Annotated in this window: 8 protein-coding genes; all 8 read right to left on the bottom strand. The window is 67.6% G+C overall.

Annotated features, from left to right (window positions below; translation table 11 throughout):
* Position 1: 1 nt before the first annotated feature.
* Positions 2-1,396: an FAD/NAD(P)-binding protein gene (locus C8J40_RS04335; protein WP_243693203.1), complete on the bottom strand. Its 1,395-nt coding sequence runs from the start codon at positions 1,394-1,396 to the stop codon at positions 2-4.
* A gap of 329 nt (positions 1,397-1,725) precedes the next feature.
* Complete coding sequence (locus C8J40_RS04330; protein ID WP_132895962.1) at positions 1,726-3,717, bottom strand: alpha-L-fucosidase; 1,992 nt, start codon at positions 3,715-3,717, stop codon at positions 1,726-1,728.
* A complete protein-coding gene (locus tag C8J40_RS04325; RefSeq protein ID WP_132895961.1) occupies positions 3,714-6,023 on the bottom strand; it encodes a GH92 family glycosyl hydrolase in 2,310 nt (769 codons plus the stop codon). Before C8J40_RS04325 ends, C8J40_RS04330 begins: the two co-directional genes overlap by 4 nt.
* On the bottom strand, positions 6,020-7,468 hold the full coding sequence (locus C8J40_RS04320) for a glycoside hydrolase family 125 protein (protein ID WP_243693202.1): 1,449 nt from the start codon (positions 7,466-7,468) through the stop codon (positions 6,020-6,022). Before C8J40_RS04320 ends, C8J40_RS04325 begins: the two co-directional genes overlap by 4 nt.
* Positions 7,465-9,933, bottom strand: coding sequence for a glycoside hydrolase family 3 C-terminal domain-containing protein (locus C8J40_RS04315; protein ID WP_243693231.1), 2,469 nt, complete (start codon positions 9,931-9,933; stop codon positions 7,465-7,467). Before C8J40_RS04315 ends, C8J40_RS04320 begins: the two co-directional genes overlap by 4 nt.
* Positions 9,934-10,187: 254 nt before the next feature.
* A complete protein-coding gene (locus C8J40_RS04310) occupies positions 10,188-12,800 on the bottom strand; it encodes a glycoside hydrolase family 2 protein (RefSeq protein WP_132895958.1) in 2,613 nt (870 codons plus the stop codon).
* The gene (locus C8J40_RS04305; RefSeq protein ID WP_132895957.1) at positions 12,800-15,088 is read right to left on the bottom strand and encodes a family 20 glycosylhydrolase; all 2,289 of its coding nucleotides are present in this window, start codon (positions 15,086-15,088) and stop codon (positions 12,800-12,802) included. The genes C8J40_RS04310 and C8J40_RS04305 overlap by 1 nt, the downstream gene beginning before the upstream one ends.
* Positions 15,085-17,259, bottom strand: coding sequence for a glycoside hydrolase family 2 TIM barrel-domain containing protein (locus C8J40_RS04300; RefSeq protein ID WP_132895956.1), 2,175 nt, complete (start codon positions 17,257-17,259; stop codon positions 15,085-15,087). The genes C8J40_RS04305 and C8J40_RS04300 overlap by 4 nt, the downstream gene beginning before the upstream one ends.
* Between the last annotated feature and the right edge of the window lie 5 nt (positions 17,260-17,264).

Below are 17,264 nucleotides of genomic sequence, written 5' to 3'. Positions count from 1 at the left end.
GTCAAAGCCCTTCGCCGCCAACCCATTGCGCGTTGGACAGGCGGCGCGCGAGATCCCAGCTCTGGACGCGGATATCGGGCACCGCGACGACCTCCCACAGCCCGCCGCGGGTCATCGGCCCGATACAGTGGATGCGGTCGTCGGGCGTGCCGTCAGCGCGGATCGCCCGCGACTGAGCATCGACGTCGACGCCGAGCCGCAACGGATCGGGCCGGATCGCACCGGCCGCGAGCAGATGCTTCACGAGCGGCTCCTCGGAGCGCAACAGATCGCCCTGCGGCCCCGTGCAATTGACGATCCGCGCCGCGCGCGTGACGACCGGATCAGTCTCGCCCCGTGGTCGCCACGTCAGCCTTGCCTGCGTACCGTCGGCTTCGGCGGACACGATCTTACCCGCCGCGAAGCTCAGCCGCCCGGTCGCGACGAGCGCCTCGACACGGTCCGCAACGGCTGGAGCAAGCCGGTGGCGGTGGACGTCCCAATACGGGCGTAGATGGCGAAGGAAGCGCCCGCGCACTTCCTGCGACGCCGCTGCCCACAGCATCTGCGTGACCGGACGAAGTTCGTCGACGGCGCAGCGCCAGCCTTCCTGCGCAGCGCGTGCACGAACATGGCGGACGAGATCGGTCAGCCCACCCTGCGGTTTGTCCGAAACCCCGCGATGCGCCGGCGCGCCATCGACATGCCGTCGCGGCGACAACCCGCGTCGCGACATCGCCAGGATATTTCCGGCGAACCCCTGCGCATCGAGCAGCAACGCCGCGTCGATCGCGGTCAGCCCGGTTCCGACCAGCACGACGGTATCGTCCGCGCTCAGCCCCTCGGCGAGGTCGGCCGCCCACGGGTCCGCGTAATAGACACCGGCCGGCAGCGCGTCCGGCTTCAACCCCGGCGGCGTGTGCGGGGGCAGATTGCCGAGCGCGAGCACCGCGGTATCGGCCGCGATCTTGCGCCCATCCGCCATCGTCAGCGTCACGCCGTCGCCTTCGACCGGATCGATCGCGCAGACCTCGCCCTCGACATGCACCAGCCGGCCATCCGATTCCGCGATCGCCGCATCGAGCAGTTCGCGAAGATATGCGCCATAGGTGGTACGCGGGACGAAGGTCTTGCGGTCGCCCTTGCCATGCGCCTGCAGCCAGCGGACGAAGTGGTCGGGATCGTCGGGCAGCGCGCTCATGTTCCCCGCACGGACGTTGAGCAGGTGATCGGGATGCGCCGCACTATACGCGACGCCCCGCGCAAGCTGCCGATCGCGCCGCTCGATCAACGTCACGCGCGGCCCCTCGTGCCGCATCAGATTGACCGCGAACAGCGCGCCCGAAAACCCGCCCCCGACGACCACCACATGATCCTCAGGCCCCGCGATCCGCGGCATAGTTGCTGATTGGTCCATCTGTACGCTCACCCGCAGTGTCGCGGGAGGCCATGCCCGATCGGAGCCGGCTAGCCCAGCCCCGGTGCCAAAAGGCCCGTCCTCTGCAACCCCCGTCATCCTGACGAAAGTCAGGGCCCAGAGCCACAAGCGTGCCGTCCGTTACTCTGGATCCTGACTTTCGTCAGGATGACGGGGTTGAGAGAGACCCAATCCCCCCGTCATGCCGGACTTGTTCCGGCATCCACCGCTCCGCTTGATCACGCTTATCGAGCCTGCGGAACGGTGGACCCCGGAACCAGTCCGGGGTGACGGAGATAGCGGTGACGTGGTGCCGCCTGCTCCTACCCTTACGGTCGGAACGCACCGATCCCCGCGATCGCCATCTTCGGCTGCGCGGTCGCCACCGTCGTGAACCCCAGCATCAGGTACCGCGCCTGCCGAGCCTTCGCGAAGGTGATGCGCTGCGTGGCGCGCGCATAGGCGATGTTGCCGAACTCGCCCTCGTCCGCCGGCGTCCAGGTCTTGCCGTCCTCGCTCGTCTCGACGCGGTAGCGCCCCGGCGGGCCGGCATCGGGCAACGCCTGACGGGTCGGCGTCAGGCTGAACCCGGCGACCTGCTCCGCCTTGCCCATGTCGATCATCAGCATCACCACACTCGTCGGCGTCGGCGCAGGCGTCGTCCAGACGGTCGCGAGATCATCGTCGAGCACCGCCTCCGCACCCGGCAGCCCCGGTTTGACCACCCCGGCCAGCGACATCTCGCCCGCGAAATCCGGCTTGCCCGCCTTCATCGCCAGACTGTGCTGGATCGCGCTGACGATCGTCCACCCGGACTTGGCGACGATCTTGTTCCCCGCCGCCTGCGATGCTGCAACCGCGACCGGCGCCACACTCAGGAACAGCGACAGCTCGGTGATCGCCGGGCACGCCGGCGCCTCGACGATCCGCAACCGCACGCGTCGCGCGGTCACCGGCTCGGGCAGGCGGATGATCCGCTGCGCGCCGATGCACTCGTGCATCGCAACCTCGCGCCACGCGCCCTTGGCATCCGCCACGTCGATCGCGAACTTCGTCACGCGCACGCCGAGGTCGAGCGCCTCGCGGATCCGGATGAGGTCGAACCGGCGCCCCGGCGGCAGGTCGAGCACTAGCGACGGCGTCTTCACCGCATCGGGCGTGCTCCAATAGTTGTCACGATTGCCGTCGAGCACGTTGGCCGGCGCGAACCGGCTCCCGCGCGATGGACCGCTCGCCACCGCGCCCTTCGCCAGATCGGTCTTGAAGCTGCCACGCAACGCATCACCGAACGACTTCAACGACGCGAGATCGGGCTCGGCGATCAGTCCGCGGCGATCGGGTGGCAGGTTGAGCATCATGTTGGTGCCGCGCCCGACCGACTCGTCGTGGAACTGCATCAGCCGCTGCGGCGACTTCACCTGCAGATCCTCGTCGGCATGATAGAACCAGCCCGGACGAATCGATGTGTTCGTCTCAGCCGGCCACCAGAGCGGCGCGCCGCGCACGCCCGAATTACCCTCGCTCTGCACATACGGATGGTTCGGCATCGTCGGCCAGCACGGATCGCCCGCGCGCCCGTCCTCGTTGCCGACCCAGCGGATATCCGCGCCGAGCGGATCGAAGGTGCACGCCATCGGCTGCAATTTATGGACCAGCGCGATGATCGACGGCCAGTTATAATATTTCGGCGCATCGATCTTCCGCGCCTCGCGCGCGCCGCCATAATAGCCGTCGCCGCCGTTCGCGCCGTCGAACCACACCTCGAACAATTCGCCGTAATTCGTACAAAGATCGGTCAGCTGCGCAAGGAAATACTCGACGTACGCGGGGGTGCCATAGTCGGCGCGGTTGCGATCCCAGGGCGACAGATACAGGCCGTAGGAAATCCCGCCGCGCCGGCACGCATCGCCCAGTTCGCGGACGATGTCGCCCTTGCCGCCCTTGTACGGGCTGTTGCGGATGCAGTGCTCGGTGAGCCTGGTCGGCCAGAGGCAAAAGCCGTCATGATGCTTGGCGGTCAGGACGAGCCCGGTCAGCCCGGCGCTTTTCGCCGCCGCGACGATTTGATCCGGGTCGAACGCGGTCGGGTCGAACAGCTTGGGGTCTTCGTCGCCATAGCCCCATTCCTTGTCGGTCCAGGTGTTCAGCGTGAAGTGGACGAAGCCGTAGCGCTCGCGTTTGTGCCAAGCGAGCTGGCGGACGCTGGGCGTCGCGCCCCACGGGGCGGGTGCACCGACCGGGCCGGCGGCGTTCACGCGGCCTGCCGCGGCGGTAGCGAGCGTACCGGCGATCAACGCGCGGCGGTTCAAGTCGAAGGTCATCGCGAAACTCCGGTGGTTGCTGGCGGCCGATCGGCAGTCGCGCGGCCAAAATCACGGTTGGGCGTGTCGCCCATTTCGAACACGAGCCGCCCGCCGCGGACGATGTCGGCATGCGCGATCCAGCTCTTCGTCCAGGGCTTGCCGTTCCACGTCACCGACTGAACGTAAGGCCGGTCCGCCGCATTGCCGCGCGCCTCGACGACCAAGGTCTTGCCGCTCCCAACGCGCATCTCCGCCCGATCGAACAGCGGCGAGCCGAGCACATAGTTCGCGCTCACCGGATCGACCGGATACAGCCCGAGCGCGCTCAGCACGAACCACGCGCTCATCTGCCCGCAATCGTCGTTGCCGATGATGCCGTCGGGATCGTCCTTGTACATCTCGGTCAGCAGCCGCCGGACCATCGCCTGCGTCTTCCACGCCGCGCCGCAATACGTATACATATAGGCGACGTGGTGGCTCGGCTCGTTGCCGTGCGCATATTGCCCGACCAGCCCGCTGATGTCGGGCGGCGCGTCCTTCGGCAGGATCGACGGCGCGTTGAACAAGCCATCGAGCTTGGCCTCGAACTGCGCATCGCCGCCCATCGCCGCGATCAGGCCGTAGACGTCGTGCTGGTTGAGGAACGTCGCCTGCCAGCCATTGCTCTCGGTATAATCGCGCCATTTGCTCGAATGGCCGAGCGCGATTGGATCGTATGGCGTCGTCCAGGTCCCGTTAGCGAGCTTGGGCCGCGCGAACCCGATCGATGCATCGAACACGTTGCGCCAATTCCCGCTCCGCTTGCGCAACCGCGCGGCATCCGCACTCGCGCCCGCCGCATCGGCCAGATGCGCAGACGCGTAATCGTCATATGCATATTCGAGCGTGCGCGAGACGGACTCGAACACCGTGTCCGCGGGAATATAGCCCATCGTGTCGTACGGCTTGATCCCGAGGCTGTTGTCCATCGTAGGCATCGCGAAATCGAACGACCGGCGGCGCACGTTCGGCCACGCGGCGGCATAGTTCGCGGGCACGCCTTTCGCGCGCGCCTCCGCCATCACCGACACCGAATGCCAGCCGATCATGCAGCCCGTCTCGACACCCTGCAAAGGCCAGACCGGCGGGCCGTACGGGCTCTGCTGCGTCTGCCGGATCAGGTCGCCGACGAGCTCCGCGGTACGCTCGGGCTCGATCAGCGTGAGCAGCGGATGCAGCGCGCGGTACGTGTCCCACATCGAATAGGTGCTGTACGCGCGGTCCTTGCCGGTCACCGTATGCACCTGCCGGTCGAGCCCGACATAACGCCCGTCGACATCGGAGAAGAGCGTCGGCGCAAGCTGCGCATGGTACAGCGCGCTCGCCATGATCGTACGTTGCGCGGGTGTGCCGCCCTCGACGCTGACCGCGGCGAGCGCAGGCGCCCAGCGCTTGGACGCATCAGCACGGTAGCGATCGAAATCCCAATGCCGCGCCTCGGCCGCAAGGTTCGCGCGTGCGCCCGCGACGTCGACCGCGGAGATGCCGGTGCGGATCACGATCGGCGCCGCACCCGCGTCGTCATAGTGCAACACGGCCTTGACGCGCTTGCCCGCGACGCCCTTCGCACCCGCTGGCTGCGCGACGTCGCCATCGCCGTAGAACACGATCCGGTCGGGCGTGCGCGAAACCTGCATCGCGAAATGGATCCGCCGCCCCTTCGCCCAGCGGAACACGCGCCGGCTGCCAGTCAGCATGCCGGTCTCGTCGATGTTCAGCGAGGCGTCGTCGATCAGCACGCCCTGGTCGGACTTGTCGAGGATCAGGTGCGACAGGTTGACGAGGATATGCCCCGCGCCCGCCGGAAAAACGTGGCGCTGGATGCCGGTCCGCTCGGTCGCGGTCAGTTCCGCGCGGACGCCCGACTCCAGCGTCACGCGGTAATAGCCAGGCTCCGCATGCTCGGCCGAGAACCGCTGGCGATACCCGGCGTCAGGATCGGCAAGCGTGCCCGGCGTAAGCTGCACCTTTCCCCGCGCGGGCACCACCAGCACGTCGAGCATGTCGCCGATCCCGGTGCCCGAAAGGTGCGTATGGCTGAACCCCATGATCGACGTGTCGGTGCGGTGATACCCCGAGCACGCATCCCAGCGCTCGACATCGGTATCCGGGCTGAGCTGCACCATGCCGAAGGGCAACGTCGCACCCGGATAGGTGTGGCCGTGACCACCGGTTCCGACGAACAGATCGGACGCCGTGGTGGTGCGCGGCGTAGCGGCAAACGTTCCGCGCGCGGTCAGCGCAAGCGCGCCACTACCGGCAAGAAGCATACGGCGGGAGATCATGCGCGGACTCCGAGAAGGGCGGAATTTTTGGCGGCGATGTCGACGATCATTTCGCCGAACAATCCGTTGGCCCAGGCGAACCAGGCGCGGGTAAATTTCGCGCCGTCGTCTTGGTTGAAAGATTCGTGCATGAACCCGGTACCGCCATGCGTCGATTTGAGCGCGGCGAGCGACCGCGCGACGGTCGCGTCATCGCCCGTCTCGAGCGCGTTCAGCGCGTGCATCACGATCGACATCGGCCAGATCTCGCGCAAGCCCGTATGCGGACTGCCGATCCCCTCCGCCGCCTTGCCGGTGAAGAAATACGCGTTGTCCTTACTCCACGCGCGCGCCGCGGTGCGCCGCCAGAGCGGATCGTCGGCCTTCACCGCCCCCAGATACGCCAGCCCCGACAGGCTCGGCACGTTAGCGTCGTCCATGAAGATCGCGTTGCCATAGCCATCGACCTCATACGCCCAGACCGGCTGGCCATCCGGCCCCTTGGTCATGCCATGCAGCCGCAACGCCGCCTCGACCTCGTCGGCCAGCGCGCTCGCATCCGCTGCCAGCACCGCATCGGGCCGGGCGCGCGTCGCGAGTTCCGCCAACTGGCGCAGCGCGCGGACCGCGAAGATGTTCGACGGGATCAGGAACGGGAGCACGCACGCATCGTCCGACGGCCGGAACCCGCAATGGATCAGCCCGACCGGGCGCGACGGCGGACCATAGCCGTCGAGCGCCATGCTTTCCCCGACGATCGGCGACGACCGGCGGAAGCGATACGGCCCCGGCCCGTCCTTGCGCTGCTGCTCGCGAAACGTCCGGATCGACGCGCGCGCGCCATCCGCCCACAGCGCGTCGAACGGCGCGGTATCGCCGGTCGCCTGCCAATAGGCGTGCGCAATCCACATCGGGTAGCAGAGCGAATCCACCTCCCACTTCCGCTCGCCGACGCCCGGCTTCATCACCGTGTCGTCGCCCAGCGACCAGCTCAGATTGGTCTTCGCCGAGGGGTCGTGCATGAACGCGTTGGCGTACGGATCGATCAGGATGCACCGCGCCTGCCGCGCGATCAGCCCGCGGAACAACGTCCGCAACGCCGGATCGCGCTTGGCCAGCGGGAGGTACGGATGGACCTGTGCCGAGCTGTCGCGCAGCCACATGCAATCGATGTCGCCGGTGATGACAAACGCATCGGGCTTGCCGTCGACCGCGCCCATGAACACCGTCGTGTCGAGCGTGTTCGGATAGCAATTGCCGAACATCCAAGCGAGTTCGGGATCGGCGATCTTTGCCGAAACGCGCGCGATCTCCGCCTCGACCGCGCGGCTGGTGTAGCGACGATCGTCAAGCTTCGGGCGCTTGCTGACGAACGACGGTGCGGCCGCCCGCAGCGGTCGCGCAAGCCCCAGTGCCGCAGCACCGGCAATCAGCATGCGCCGGTCTATCATCCTGGGGTCGATCATTTCGGCAAATCCTGCGTTCCCGTCACGGTGAAGACGGTATCGACACCCGGTCCGTCGCCGGGCTGGCCGCCACCGATATGCAGCCGGTATTCGCCCGGTACGACGCGACGCGTTCCCGCCGCATCGACGCTGCTCATGCCGCGAGGATCGATCGTAAATGCCACGCGTGCCGTCTGGCCCGGCTTCACTGTCTGGCGCCTGAACCCGACGAGCTGGCGCTGGAGGACGGGATCGTTGAAGCGCGGCTTTACCGCCGGCTCGGGCGGCACGAGATACGCCTGCACCACCTCGTCGCCCGCAACCTTGCCGGCATTGCGCACCGGTACTTCGATCGTGACGCTCTCGCCTGCCGCGATCGTGGTGCGCGCGAGTTTCGGCGCGGCATAAGCGAACTGCGTATAGCTCAGCCCATGCCCGAAGCCCCAGAGCGGCGTGCCCGTGAAGTATCGATAGGTCCGCTCACGCATGTTGTAGTCGATGAACGCCGGGAGATCGCGCGTCTTCGCGTAGAACGTCACCGGCAGTCGCCCGCCCGGATTGCTCTTGCCAACCAGCGTATCGGCGATCGCCTGCCCGCCAGCCTGCCCCGGATACCAGCCGACCAGGATCGCGTCGGCATGTGCCTTCGCCCAAGTCATCGCGACCGCGCTGCCGGTCATCAGCACGACGACCAGCGGCTTGCCGGTCGCCTTCGCCGCTTCGAGCAACCGCACCTGCGCGGCGGGGAGCCCGATATCGGTCCGATCGCCGCCCGAGAACCCGGCCACCTCGATCTGCAACGCCTCGCCCTCAACCGCAGGCGACAGCCCGACGAACGCGACGATCGCATCGGCATCCTTCGCCGCGGCAACCGCCTCCGCAACCTGCGCCTCCGCCGGCGCGGTCCAGGTCAGCCGCAGCCCCTGATCCTCACCGCTATGCGCGAGCTCGACGCGGATCGCATGTGGGCCCGCCGCCAGCGTTACAGCCGCCTCGACGTTCTTGCCGCTGCCATCGTCGTCGGCGATCGGCTTCCCGTCGATCCATAACCGCGCAGGATCATGCCCCTTGCAGTCGAAACAGCGCGGCACGTCGAGCCGGAACACATACTCGCCCGCCGCCGGCGCGGTGATCGTGCCGGTCCAGCGCACCGAGAACGCCGCCGGATCGATCCCGGGCGCGGGCGCGGTGCGATCCCAGTCGAAGTCGATCAGCCGGTCGGCGCGCACCACCGACGTCCCGGTGAAATCGCTCGACCGGAAATATTCGCCGCGCAGCGATAGCGCTGTGTCGGGCACCGGCACGGGCACGCCCTCGGCGATGCTCGACCCTTGCGCGTACCGCACGCCCGCAAATGACGTCCGCAGCGCCGCCAGTGGCGTGATCGGCGCCGCAGCGGTACCGTGGTAATTCGCCTCCAGCACGTCGACGCTGTCCGCATTCGGCCCGATCACCGCGATCTTCGCCGATGGTTTGAGCGGCAGCACACCGTTGTTCTGGACCAGCACCATCGCCTTCCGCGCCGCCTCCAGCGCCAGCGCGCGGTGCGCAGGCGTGTCGAACTCGGTCGGCTTGATCCTGTCCCACGGGCTCGTCGCCCCGAACGCGCCGCCGAGCATCTGTCGCACCGCGAAGGTCCGCGTCAGGCTCGCGTCGAGCGTCGCCTCGGGCACCAGTCCCCGCCGCACCGCGTCGCCGAGCGCCGCGTAGGTCTTCCCGCAGTTGAAATCCATGCCAGCGGAAATCGCTGCCGCCGATCCGCTCGCATTATCGGGCCGGTAATAATGATAATTCGCGATGTTGCCGACCGCATCGCAGTCCGACACGATCAGTCCTTTGAAGCCCCATTCCTTGCGCACCGTCTGGTCGAGCAACGGCGCCGACGCGCACACGGGAACCCCGTGGATCGAATTATACGCGCACATCGTCGACAGCGCCTTGCCCTCGGTGAGCGCCATCCGGAACGCGGGCAGGAACGTCGCCTCGCGGTCGTGCGGCGAGATGTCGACATCGAACCCATCCCGCCCCGCCTCGGGCCCGCTATGCGCGGCGAGATGCTTGGGCGTGGCGATGACCTTGGGGTGCGCGAGGTCCGGCCCCTGCAACCCGCCGATGAACGCGACGCCGAGCCGCCCCGTCAGATACGGATCCTCGCCATAGGTCTCCTGCCCACGACCCCAGCGCGGATCGCGGAAGATGTTGATGTTGGGCGACCAGATCGTCAGCCCCTGATAGCGTTCGCGGTTCCCCGCCGGCAGCGCGTTGGACTTCGCGCGCGCCTCGGTCGACACGACATCGCCGACGCGCCGGAGCAGCGCCTCGTCCCACGTCGCGGCGAGGCCGATCGACTGCGGAAACACCGTCGCGACGCCGTTGCGCGCGAGCCCGTGCAGCCCCTCGTTCCAGTAATCATACGCGGGCAGGTTCAGCCGCGGGATCGCCGGCGCGACGCTCTGCAGCTGCGCCGCCTTCTCGTCGAGCGTCATGCTGCGCACCGCCGGATCGACAGTTTGGGCAAGCGCTGACGACGCGAGCAAAAGGCCCGGGGCAAATGCGAGCCGGGCAAACCTGGTCGAGAGGCGCCCCCTCCCCCCATCCGTCATCCTGGGCTCGACCCAGGATCCAGAGCCACGGGCGGCGGCGTCCGTAACTCTGGATCCCAGCGTTCGCTGGGATGACGGCGGGGTGGTATGCTCGCGCACTCTCTGGGCCGACGAGGCGGTGGTGGCGTGATCGCGCATCACGACTTCACCGCCGCGACACCGGCCAGTGTCCGGACCGACAAGGCACGCCGCAGCGCCACAGCCGACGCCTTCGAAGCAACAGTCACCGTAACGCTCTCCCCCGGCAGCAGATCGAACGCATTGTCCGATGGCGTCGCCTCGACCTTCCCAAAATCGAGCCACACCGCGCGCGCCAGCTTGGTCGCGGTCAGCGTCAGTCGATCACCGTCCCATGTCGCGGCGAGTCCCGGATCGGGGAGCGTCATCGTCTTGGGGGCCGCCGACACCAGCACGCGCGACGTTACGCGGTCACCCACAAGCAACTCCGCCACCGCGATCGTCCGCGCCGGATCGCCGCCCGCGAACAGCGTCGCATCCGACAAAGTGGCAACCGCCGTTGCGGACAGAGGCGCCAACGTCGCAGCCTCCTCGCGCGTCGCGACGACCTTGCCGTCGACGTCGAGCGTCCGCACGCGCCACTTCGCCTCGGTCGACACCGTCGCGTCCGAAATCAAGCTCACCTTCATCGACCCGTCCTTGCGCTCCGCGGCGATCGCCAGCGGCGCATAGAAATGCCGAGCGCGAAACTGCAGCGCCTTCCAGCGGCCGTAATAATCGATGCTGGCCCATGACGCGCCCGGCCAGACGTCGTTGATCTGCCAGAACAGCGACCCCATCGTCACCGGCCGGCACGCGCGGTGGTGCAGTGCGGCGAGTTCGATCCCCTCGGCCTGCATCACCTGGCTCAGATACACGAACTCGGCGAAGTCGCGCGGCTCGGGGTATTTCTCGCGGATGTAGAACAGCAACCGGTCGTTGCCCTCGCCCTTCAAAAACTTCTGGTGCGCCTTCATCACCGGCGAGGTCGGCGAGAAGTCGGCGTCGGTCGCGAACGTCCGGATCGTCTTCATCTCGGGCATCGACTGCAGGCCGTATTCGGACATGAACCGCGGGCAGCTGTCGAGATACGCCTCGACCGGCTTCTTGCCGCCCCAGACGTCCCAGTAATGCCGGTCGCCATCGCCATCGATGTCGGGCTTGTCCTCGTAATTGTTGCTCGGCGAACCCGGCCAATAGACCGCATCGGGATCGCGGCGTTCGGCGGCATCGCGCAGCACGCGGTCGAAGATCACCGCCATGCCGACGCCGATCCGCTCCTGCTCGTCCGCGCCGACTGCCTTCTTGAAGGCGATCCGGTCGGACCAGTTCGCCCAGCCGCTGAGCACTTCGTTGTTGCCCGACCACAGCACGATCGAGGGATGCGCCTGGAGCCGGTCGACCTGTTCCTCCGCCTCGATGCGGACGGTCTCGCGGAAGTCGCGGTCGGGCGGCGTGACGGCGCCGCCGAACATGAAGTCCTGCCACACCATCAAGCCCATCTGGTCGGCGAGATCGTAGAACGCGTCGTCGAGATAGTAGCCACCGCCCCACACGCGGATCATGTTCATGTTGGCATCGCGCGCGCCGGCCATGACGGTGCGGATCTGGCTCTCGGGCACACGCGCGGGAAACATGTCGAACGGGATCAGGTTCGCGCCCTTGGCGAACACCGGGATGCCGTTGACGACGAACGCGAACCCACGTCCCTGCGCATCCTTCTCGCGACGCAACTCGACGGTGCGCAGGCCGGTGCGGCGCTGCGCGGTGTCGATCGTCGTGGTGCCGTCGGTCAGCGTCGCCTTCACGGTGTAGAGCGGTTGCGCGCCATAGCCCGCGGGGAACCAGCGCTGCGGATTGGCGACGCTCACCGGCACCGCGACATGGCTCGCGCCCGCCGCGACGGTGACGGTCCGCGCTGCCTGCGTCACGCGACCGTCCGGCCCCGTGACCGCCACCTGCACGGTAACCGGCCGCTCTTCGCCCGCGACCACGTCGAGTTCGGCCGACAACCGCGCTTCGGACTTCGTCAGCCCTTCCTGCGTAACCCGAAACGCCTCGATCCGCGCGTCGTCCCACGCCTCGATCCGCGCCGGACGCCAGATCCCCTGCGTGACGATCCGAGGGCCCCAGTCCCAGCCATACTGGTATTTCGGCTTGCGGATATAGGGTGAGGTCTGCTTGCCCATCGGCTCGTCGCCGTAGATCGAATCATATTCGCCGGGCAGCGGGTTCTTCGCCTGCAGCACCATCGGCTGCAACGTCCGGATCGGCGAGCGGAACGTGATCAGCAGGTCGTTCGCGCCAGGCTTCAGCACCGCCTTGACCGGCACGCGCCAGCGCCGATGCGCATTGTCCGCCGCCAGCAACCGCGTGCCGTTCAGCCGCACCTCGGCAAAGGTGTCGAGCCCGTCGAACACCAGGTCGATATGATCGCGCGCCAGCAGTTCGGGCGTTGCACGGACAACGGTGTGATATTGCCAGTCGGTCAGCCCGACCCACTGGATCTTCGCCTCGTTCAGGCCCTTGTACGGATCGGGGACGATCTTCGCCGCCATCAGGTCGGTCTGTGCGCTGCCCGGCACGGTCGCGCGCAGCCAGCGTGCCGCCTTCGGATGCGCCTTGGCCGCAGCGGTATCAGCGGGATCGATCCGCATCGACCAGCCCTTGTCGAGCACGACGCTCGTGCGTGGTGCCGCCCAGGCGGGCGTCGCGACGATCGCGGCGAGCAGCAGAACAGCCGTGCGCCGCATCACTTCTTCTCCGACAGCTGCATCGATTCGACCGCGTAGAACGGCGACTCCATCGACGCGGTGAACAACAGGCAGATATCCGCGTCGCCCTTGCCCTCGGGCAAAGTGCCGCGGAAGCTCATGCGGTTCGGGCTCGCCGCCGGGTTCGGCAGCGGGAAGGTCGCCGCGATCGTTCCCTTGCAGCCGCCGGTGCGGACCACGAGTTCGCCGTACGTCGTCACCGCATAATGCCGCCGCAACGCCTTCTCGTCATGCGCTAGACCGTAATGCCGCGGAATACGTGCGACATCGACGGTGAAGCTGCGCGCGATATCGAGCGGTGCGGCGGGATACATCGTGCACGTGTCGAAGATGTTGACGTTGAACACCGGCGTGTTCGCGGTCGCCTCCGACGTCAGCGGCACACGCAACCCGATCGCACCATCGGGGCACGCGACCAGCTCCGAACTCGACCGGCGCAGCAGCGCGACCCGGCTCGTCTCGAACAGACGCGGTTCCGCGGTCGGACGACCGTCGCTGGTAAAGGCCGCCGCGCGGATGGTGGTCCCCGGCCTGAGCGACAACGGCGTGGCATAGGCCTTCGATCGCGCGGTCGGCGCCTTGCCGTCGACCGTGTAGCGGATCGTGCCATAGCCCGTCTGCGTCGCGAGCGTCACGGGCACCTTGCCGCGGCGCAGCGCATCGCCGCGCGTGCCGGGAATCGCAAAGTCGACCGCGAACGCGCTGTCCGCCGCGGCGATACCAGCGCGGGCATAGCGGCCCATCTGCGGCTCGAGCCGCGCCACGAAGTCGTCGAAATTACGCGCGGACTTCGGCGACCAGGTCCGCTCGGCGAGCGCCGACAGCCGCGGGAAGGTCGCGTGCTGAAGCTGCTCGGGCGTCACCAGATATTCGCTGAACGCGTTAATCTGCGCGCCCAGCACATGCTTCGCCTTGTCGAGCGCCAGCCCCGCGGGCTCGGGCTCGTATGCATAAAGCCGGGCGAGCGGCACGATCGCATCGCCGTTCGAGATGCGCCCCGGCGGCTCGTCGCTGCGATTGCTCTGCAAGCTGTCGAGATACAGGATCGGCGCGGGGCTTAGCACGACGTCATGCCCCTGGTTCGCCGCATCGACAGCCCCCTTCTCGCCACGCCACGACATCACCGAGGCCGATGGCGGCAAGCCACCCTCGAGGATCTCGTCCCAGCCGATCAGCCGGCGGCCGTGCTTCGCCAGATACTCGCCGAGCTGGTCGATCATCCAGCTCTGCATCTGCATCTCGGTCTTCAGCCCGAGCGCCTTCATCTTCGCCTGCACCGCGGGCGACCGCTCCCACTGGTCCTTGACCGCCTCGTCGCCGCCGAGATGGATGAACTGCGACGGGAACACCTCCATCAGCTCGTCGAGCACGTGCTTGATGAAGGTCATGCTGCGATCCTCCGGGCTGAACAGCCAGGGGTTCACGCCCCAGTCGTGACCGACCGCAGGCCGATCGCCGAGCACGCCGACTTCGGCCGGATACGACGCGACCGCCGCCTGCGCATGACCGGGCAGATCGATCTCCGGCATGATCGTGATCGCGCGCTCCTGCGCATACGCGACCAGCGCCTTCAGCTCGGCCTGCGTGTAGAACCCGCCGACCTTCTCGCCCGGCGCGCCACCCGCAGACGGTGGCGTCCGCCACGCGCCGATCCGGGTCAGGTCGGGATAGCGCTTGATCTCGACGCGCCAGCCCTGATCGTCGGTAAGGTGGAGATGCAGCACGTTCATCTTCTGCGCCGCGAGCTGATCGACCATCGCGTACAACGTCGGCATCGACACGAAATGCCGCGCCGGATCGATCATCAGCCCGCGCCACTTGAAACGCGGCGCATCGCGGATCGTCATCGCCGCCAGCGTCACCGGCTTGCCGACCGCCGCATCGGGGCTGAGCAACTGCGCCAGCGTCATCGCGCCGTGGACGAGGCCCGCATCGCCGCTCGCCGCGATCGTCACGCCCTTCGCATCGACGGTCAGCGTGTAGGCCTCGTCACCCGCCACGCTCGCGTCGCGCACGAAGCGGATCGGCCCCGTGCCGGCGTCGCTGGCGAGCGAGAGCCCGCGCACGACCCTGACCTGTTGCGCGAGCAGCTTGGCCGCGGTCTTGGCGCCTGCGTCGCTCGCGACGATCCCTGCCCCCTCGCCGATCGTCAGCGTGCCCGCGTGAGGCTCGATCGACGCGGGCATCGGGATCAGCTTCGGCCCTTCGGCCACCGCCGCGGTCGAGGACATCAGCAGCGCGAGCACCAGAGGGCGGAAACGGATCATTTAGGGTCCTTCGGCAATTGCGCTGGATCGGGTGGATAGACGGCGGAGCCGGCCTTGAACGGTTCGTAGTCGCGGACGACGCCGCCTGCGCGCGCACCCTCCGCGGTGAGGATATCGACGGTGACCGTGACGGGCGTAAGACGACCGGTCCAGGCCGCGGACACCGTCGCGGTGCCGCCCGGTGCGATGACCGGAAGCGCCTGTTCGCCTTCGCCGAGCACGACGCGATCGCCGCCGATCGCGCGCCAGTGCAACCTTGCGCCGACCAACGGATAGGACGGCAATGCAGCCTTCGCAGCGCCCATCACGGTCACGGTGAAGCCGGTCGGCGTTTCGCCCGCCATCGTCAGATCGACCTTCGCGGAAACGTCGCGGTTGGCGGCTTCCCACGCGAAATAGCTCGGGCGGCGCTGGCGATCCGCATCGACGAGGCCGTGATCGACATAGCCATCGGCCATGCCGGCGAAGAGGTTCTTGTTCGAGCGGTAGTCCGCATAGCTCCAGAAGATCGCGCCGCCGACCCAGGGCCGCGTCGCGAACGCCGCGAGCTGGTCCTTGAGGTTGTCGGTACGCGCGACGTCCGCGCTCGCCGAATCGTGCGAGAACGGCCCGGGCCAGCCGAATTCGGAGATCACCAGCATCCGGTCGGGATACGCCTTGTCGAACGCGTCGAGCCACGGCCCGACTTTGTCCGCGCCGCCGCTCCAGGTCCCGAAATAGGCGTTGGCCATGACGAAGTCCGCCTCGACCAGGGCGGGTACGCGGACCGGACGCTCCGCGATCTGCGAATCCGCAAACGTCACGAACCGACCCGGATCGATCGCATTGATATGCGCCTTCATCGCCTTCACGAACGCGAGCCCCTGCGGCGTCGCGGCCTCGCTCTCGTTCATCACGCTCCACGCGAGCACGCTTGGATGATTGCCGCTTTCGGCGATCATCTCGGCCATCATCGCCTTTGCGCGCACGAGCAGCCGGGGATCGCCCAGCTGCGCCGCGGTCATCTGCCAGATCGGGATTTCGGGGATCAGCAGCATCCCCGCGCGGTCGGCGGCGTCGAACACGCTCTGCGGCTGCGGATAATGCACCGGCCGCGTCAGCGTGACGTGCAACGCGTTCAAATCACGCATGTCGTGCAGGATCGTGCCGCGCGTTTCGGCGGCGCCTTCCCACGGCGAGTCCTCATGCCGAGTCACACCGGTCAAGCGCACCACGACGCCGTTGACGTACAGTTTCCGGTCGCGGATCGCGAGCGTGCGCAGACCAACCGTGTCCTCGCGCCGGTCGAGCACCACGCCCCTCTCGTCGCGCAGTTCGGCGACGATCCGGTAGAGCTTGCCCGCACCGATCTGCCACAGTTGCGGCTTGGCGATCGTCAGCGCGGCGTCGGGCGTCGCGGCGGACGACGCGGCCACCGTCACCCCTGTGAAAGCCCGTGCAACCACGCGGCCGTCGGGATCGATCGCGATCGTCGTAAGAGAATAATCATGTGGTTTGGCATCGACATTCTCGATTCCGACGCCGCTCGTGACAATCGCGCTGTCGGCTTTCAAAGCCTGCCGGATACGCTGGCGGCGGATCAGCCCGCCCTCGGCAATCCGCAGCGATACGTCGCGGGTGATCCCGCCGCTATGCCACCAGTCGTACCAGACGTTCCCCGACGCCTGGAGACGCATCGCATACCCCGGAATCGTCACGAACCCCGGCCGATCGTCGGCGGCAACGACGATCCGGTTCGCGCCGGGCTTCAACATCTTCGAAACGTCGATATCGAACGCGGTATGCCCGCCCTCATGTGTCCCGACGAGCGTGCCATTCACCCAGACACGCGCGGCATAGAACACTGCGTCGAAATGCAGTTCGAGATGCTTGCCGACGATCGCCTCGGGCACGACGAGCGTCCGCGCATACCAGCCGACGCCTTCGGACCCGGCGCCGCGCGACAGCGGCCAGCTATGTGGGACCGCAACGCTCTCCGCGCCCGCCGGATCGGCCTTCAGCCATGCAGCCTCGGCCGGCGCGTCCTTCGCCAGCCAGAAGCTCCACCCCGCATCGAGGTCGATCCGCTCGGCCGCGGCGGGCAGAGGCACCAGCATCAGGACGGCCGAGGCGAACCCGACACCATGATGCCCGATCCGCCGCAACCCTGCCCTGATACATCCCGATATCATGCGTG

The organism is Sphingomonas sp. PP-CC-3A-396 (assembly GCF_004343105.1).
In the GTDB taxonomy this organism is placed as follows: Bacteria; Pseudomonadota; Alphaproteobacteria; order Sphingomonadales; family Sphingomonadaceae; genus Sphingomonas.
Note: the sequence above shows the minus strand (reverse complement) of the source record. Positions and strands in the feature narration are given on the sequence as shown.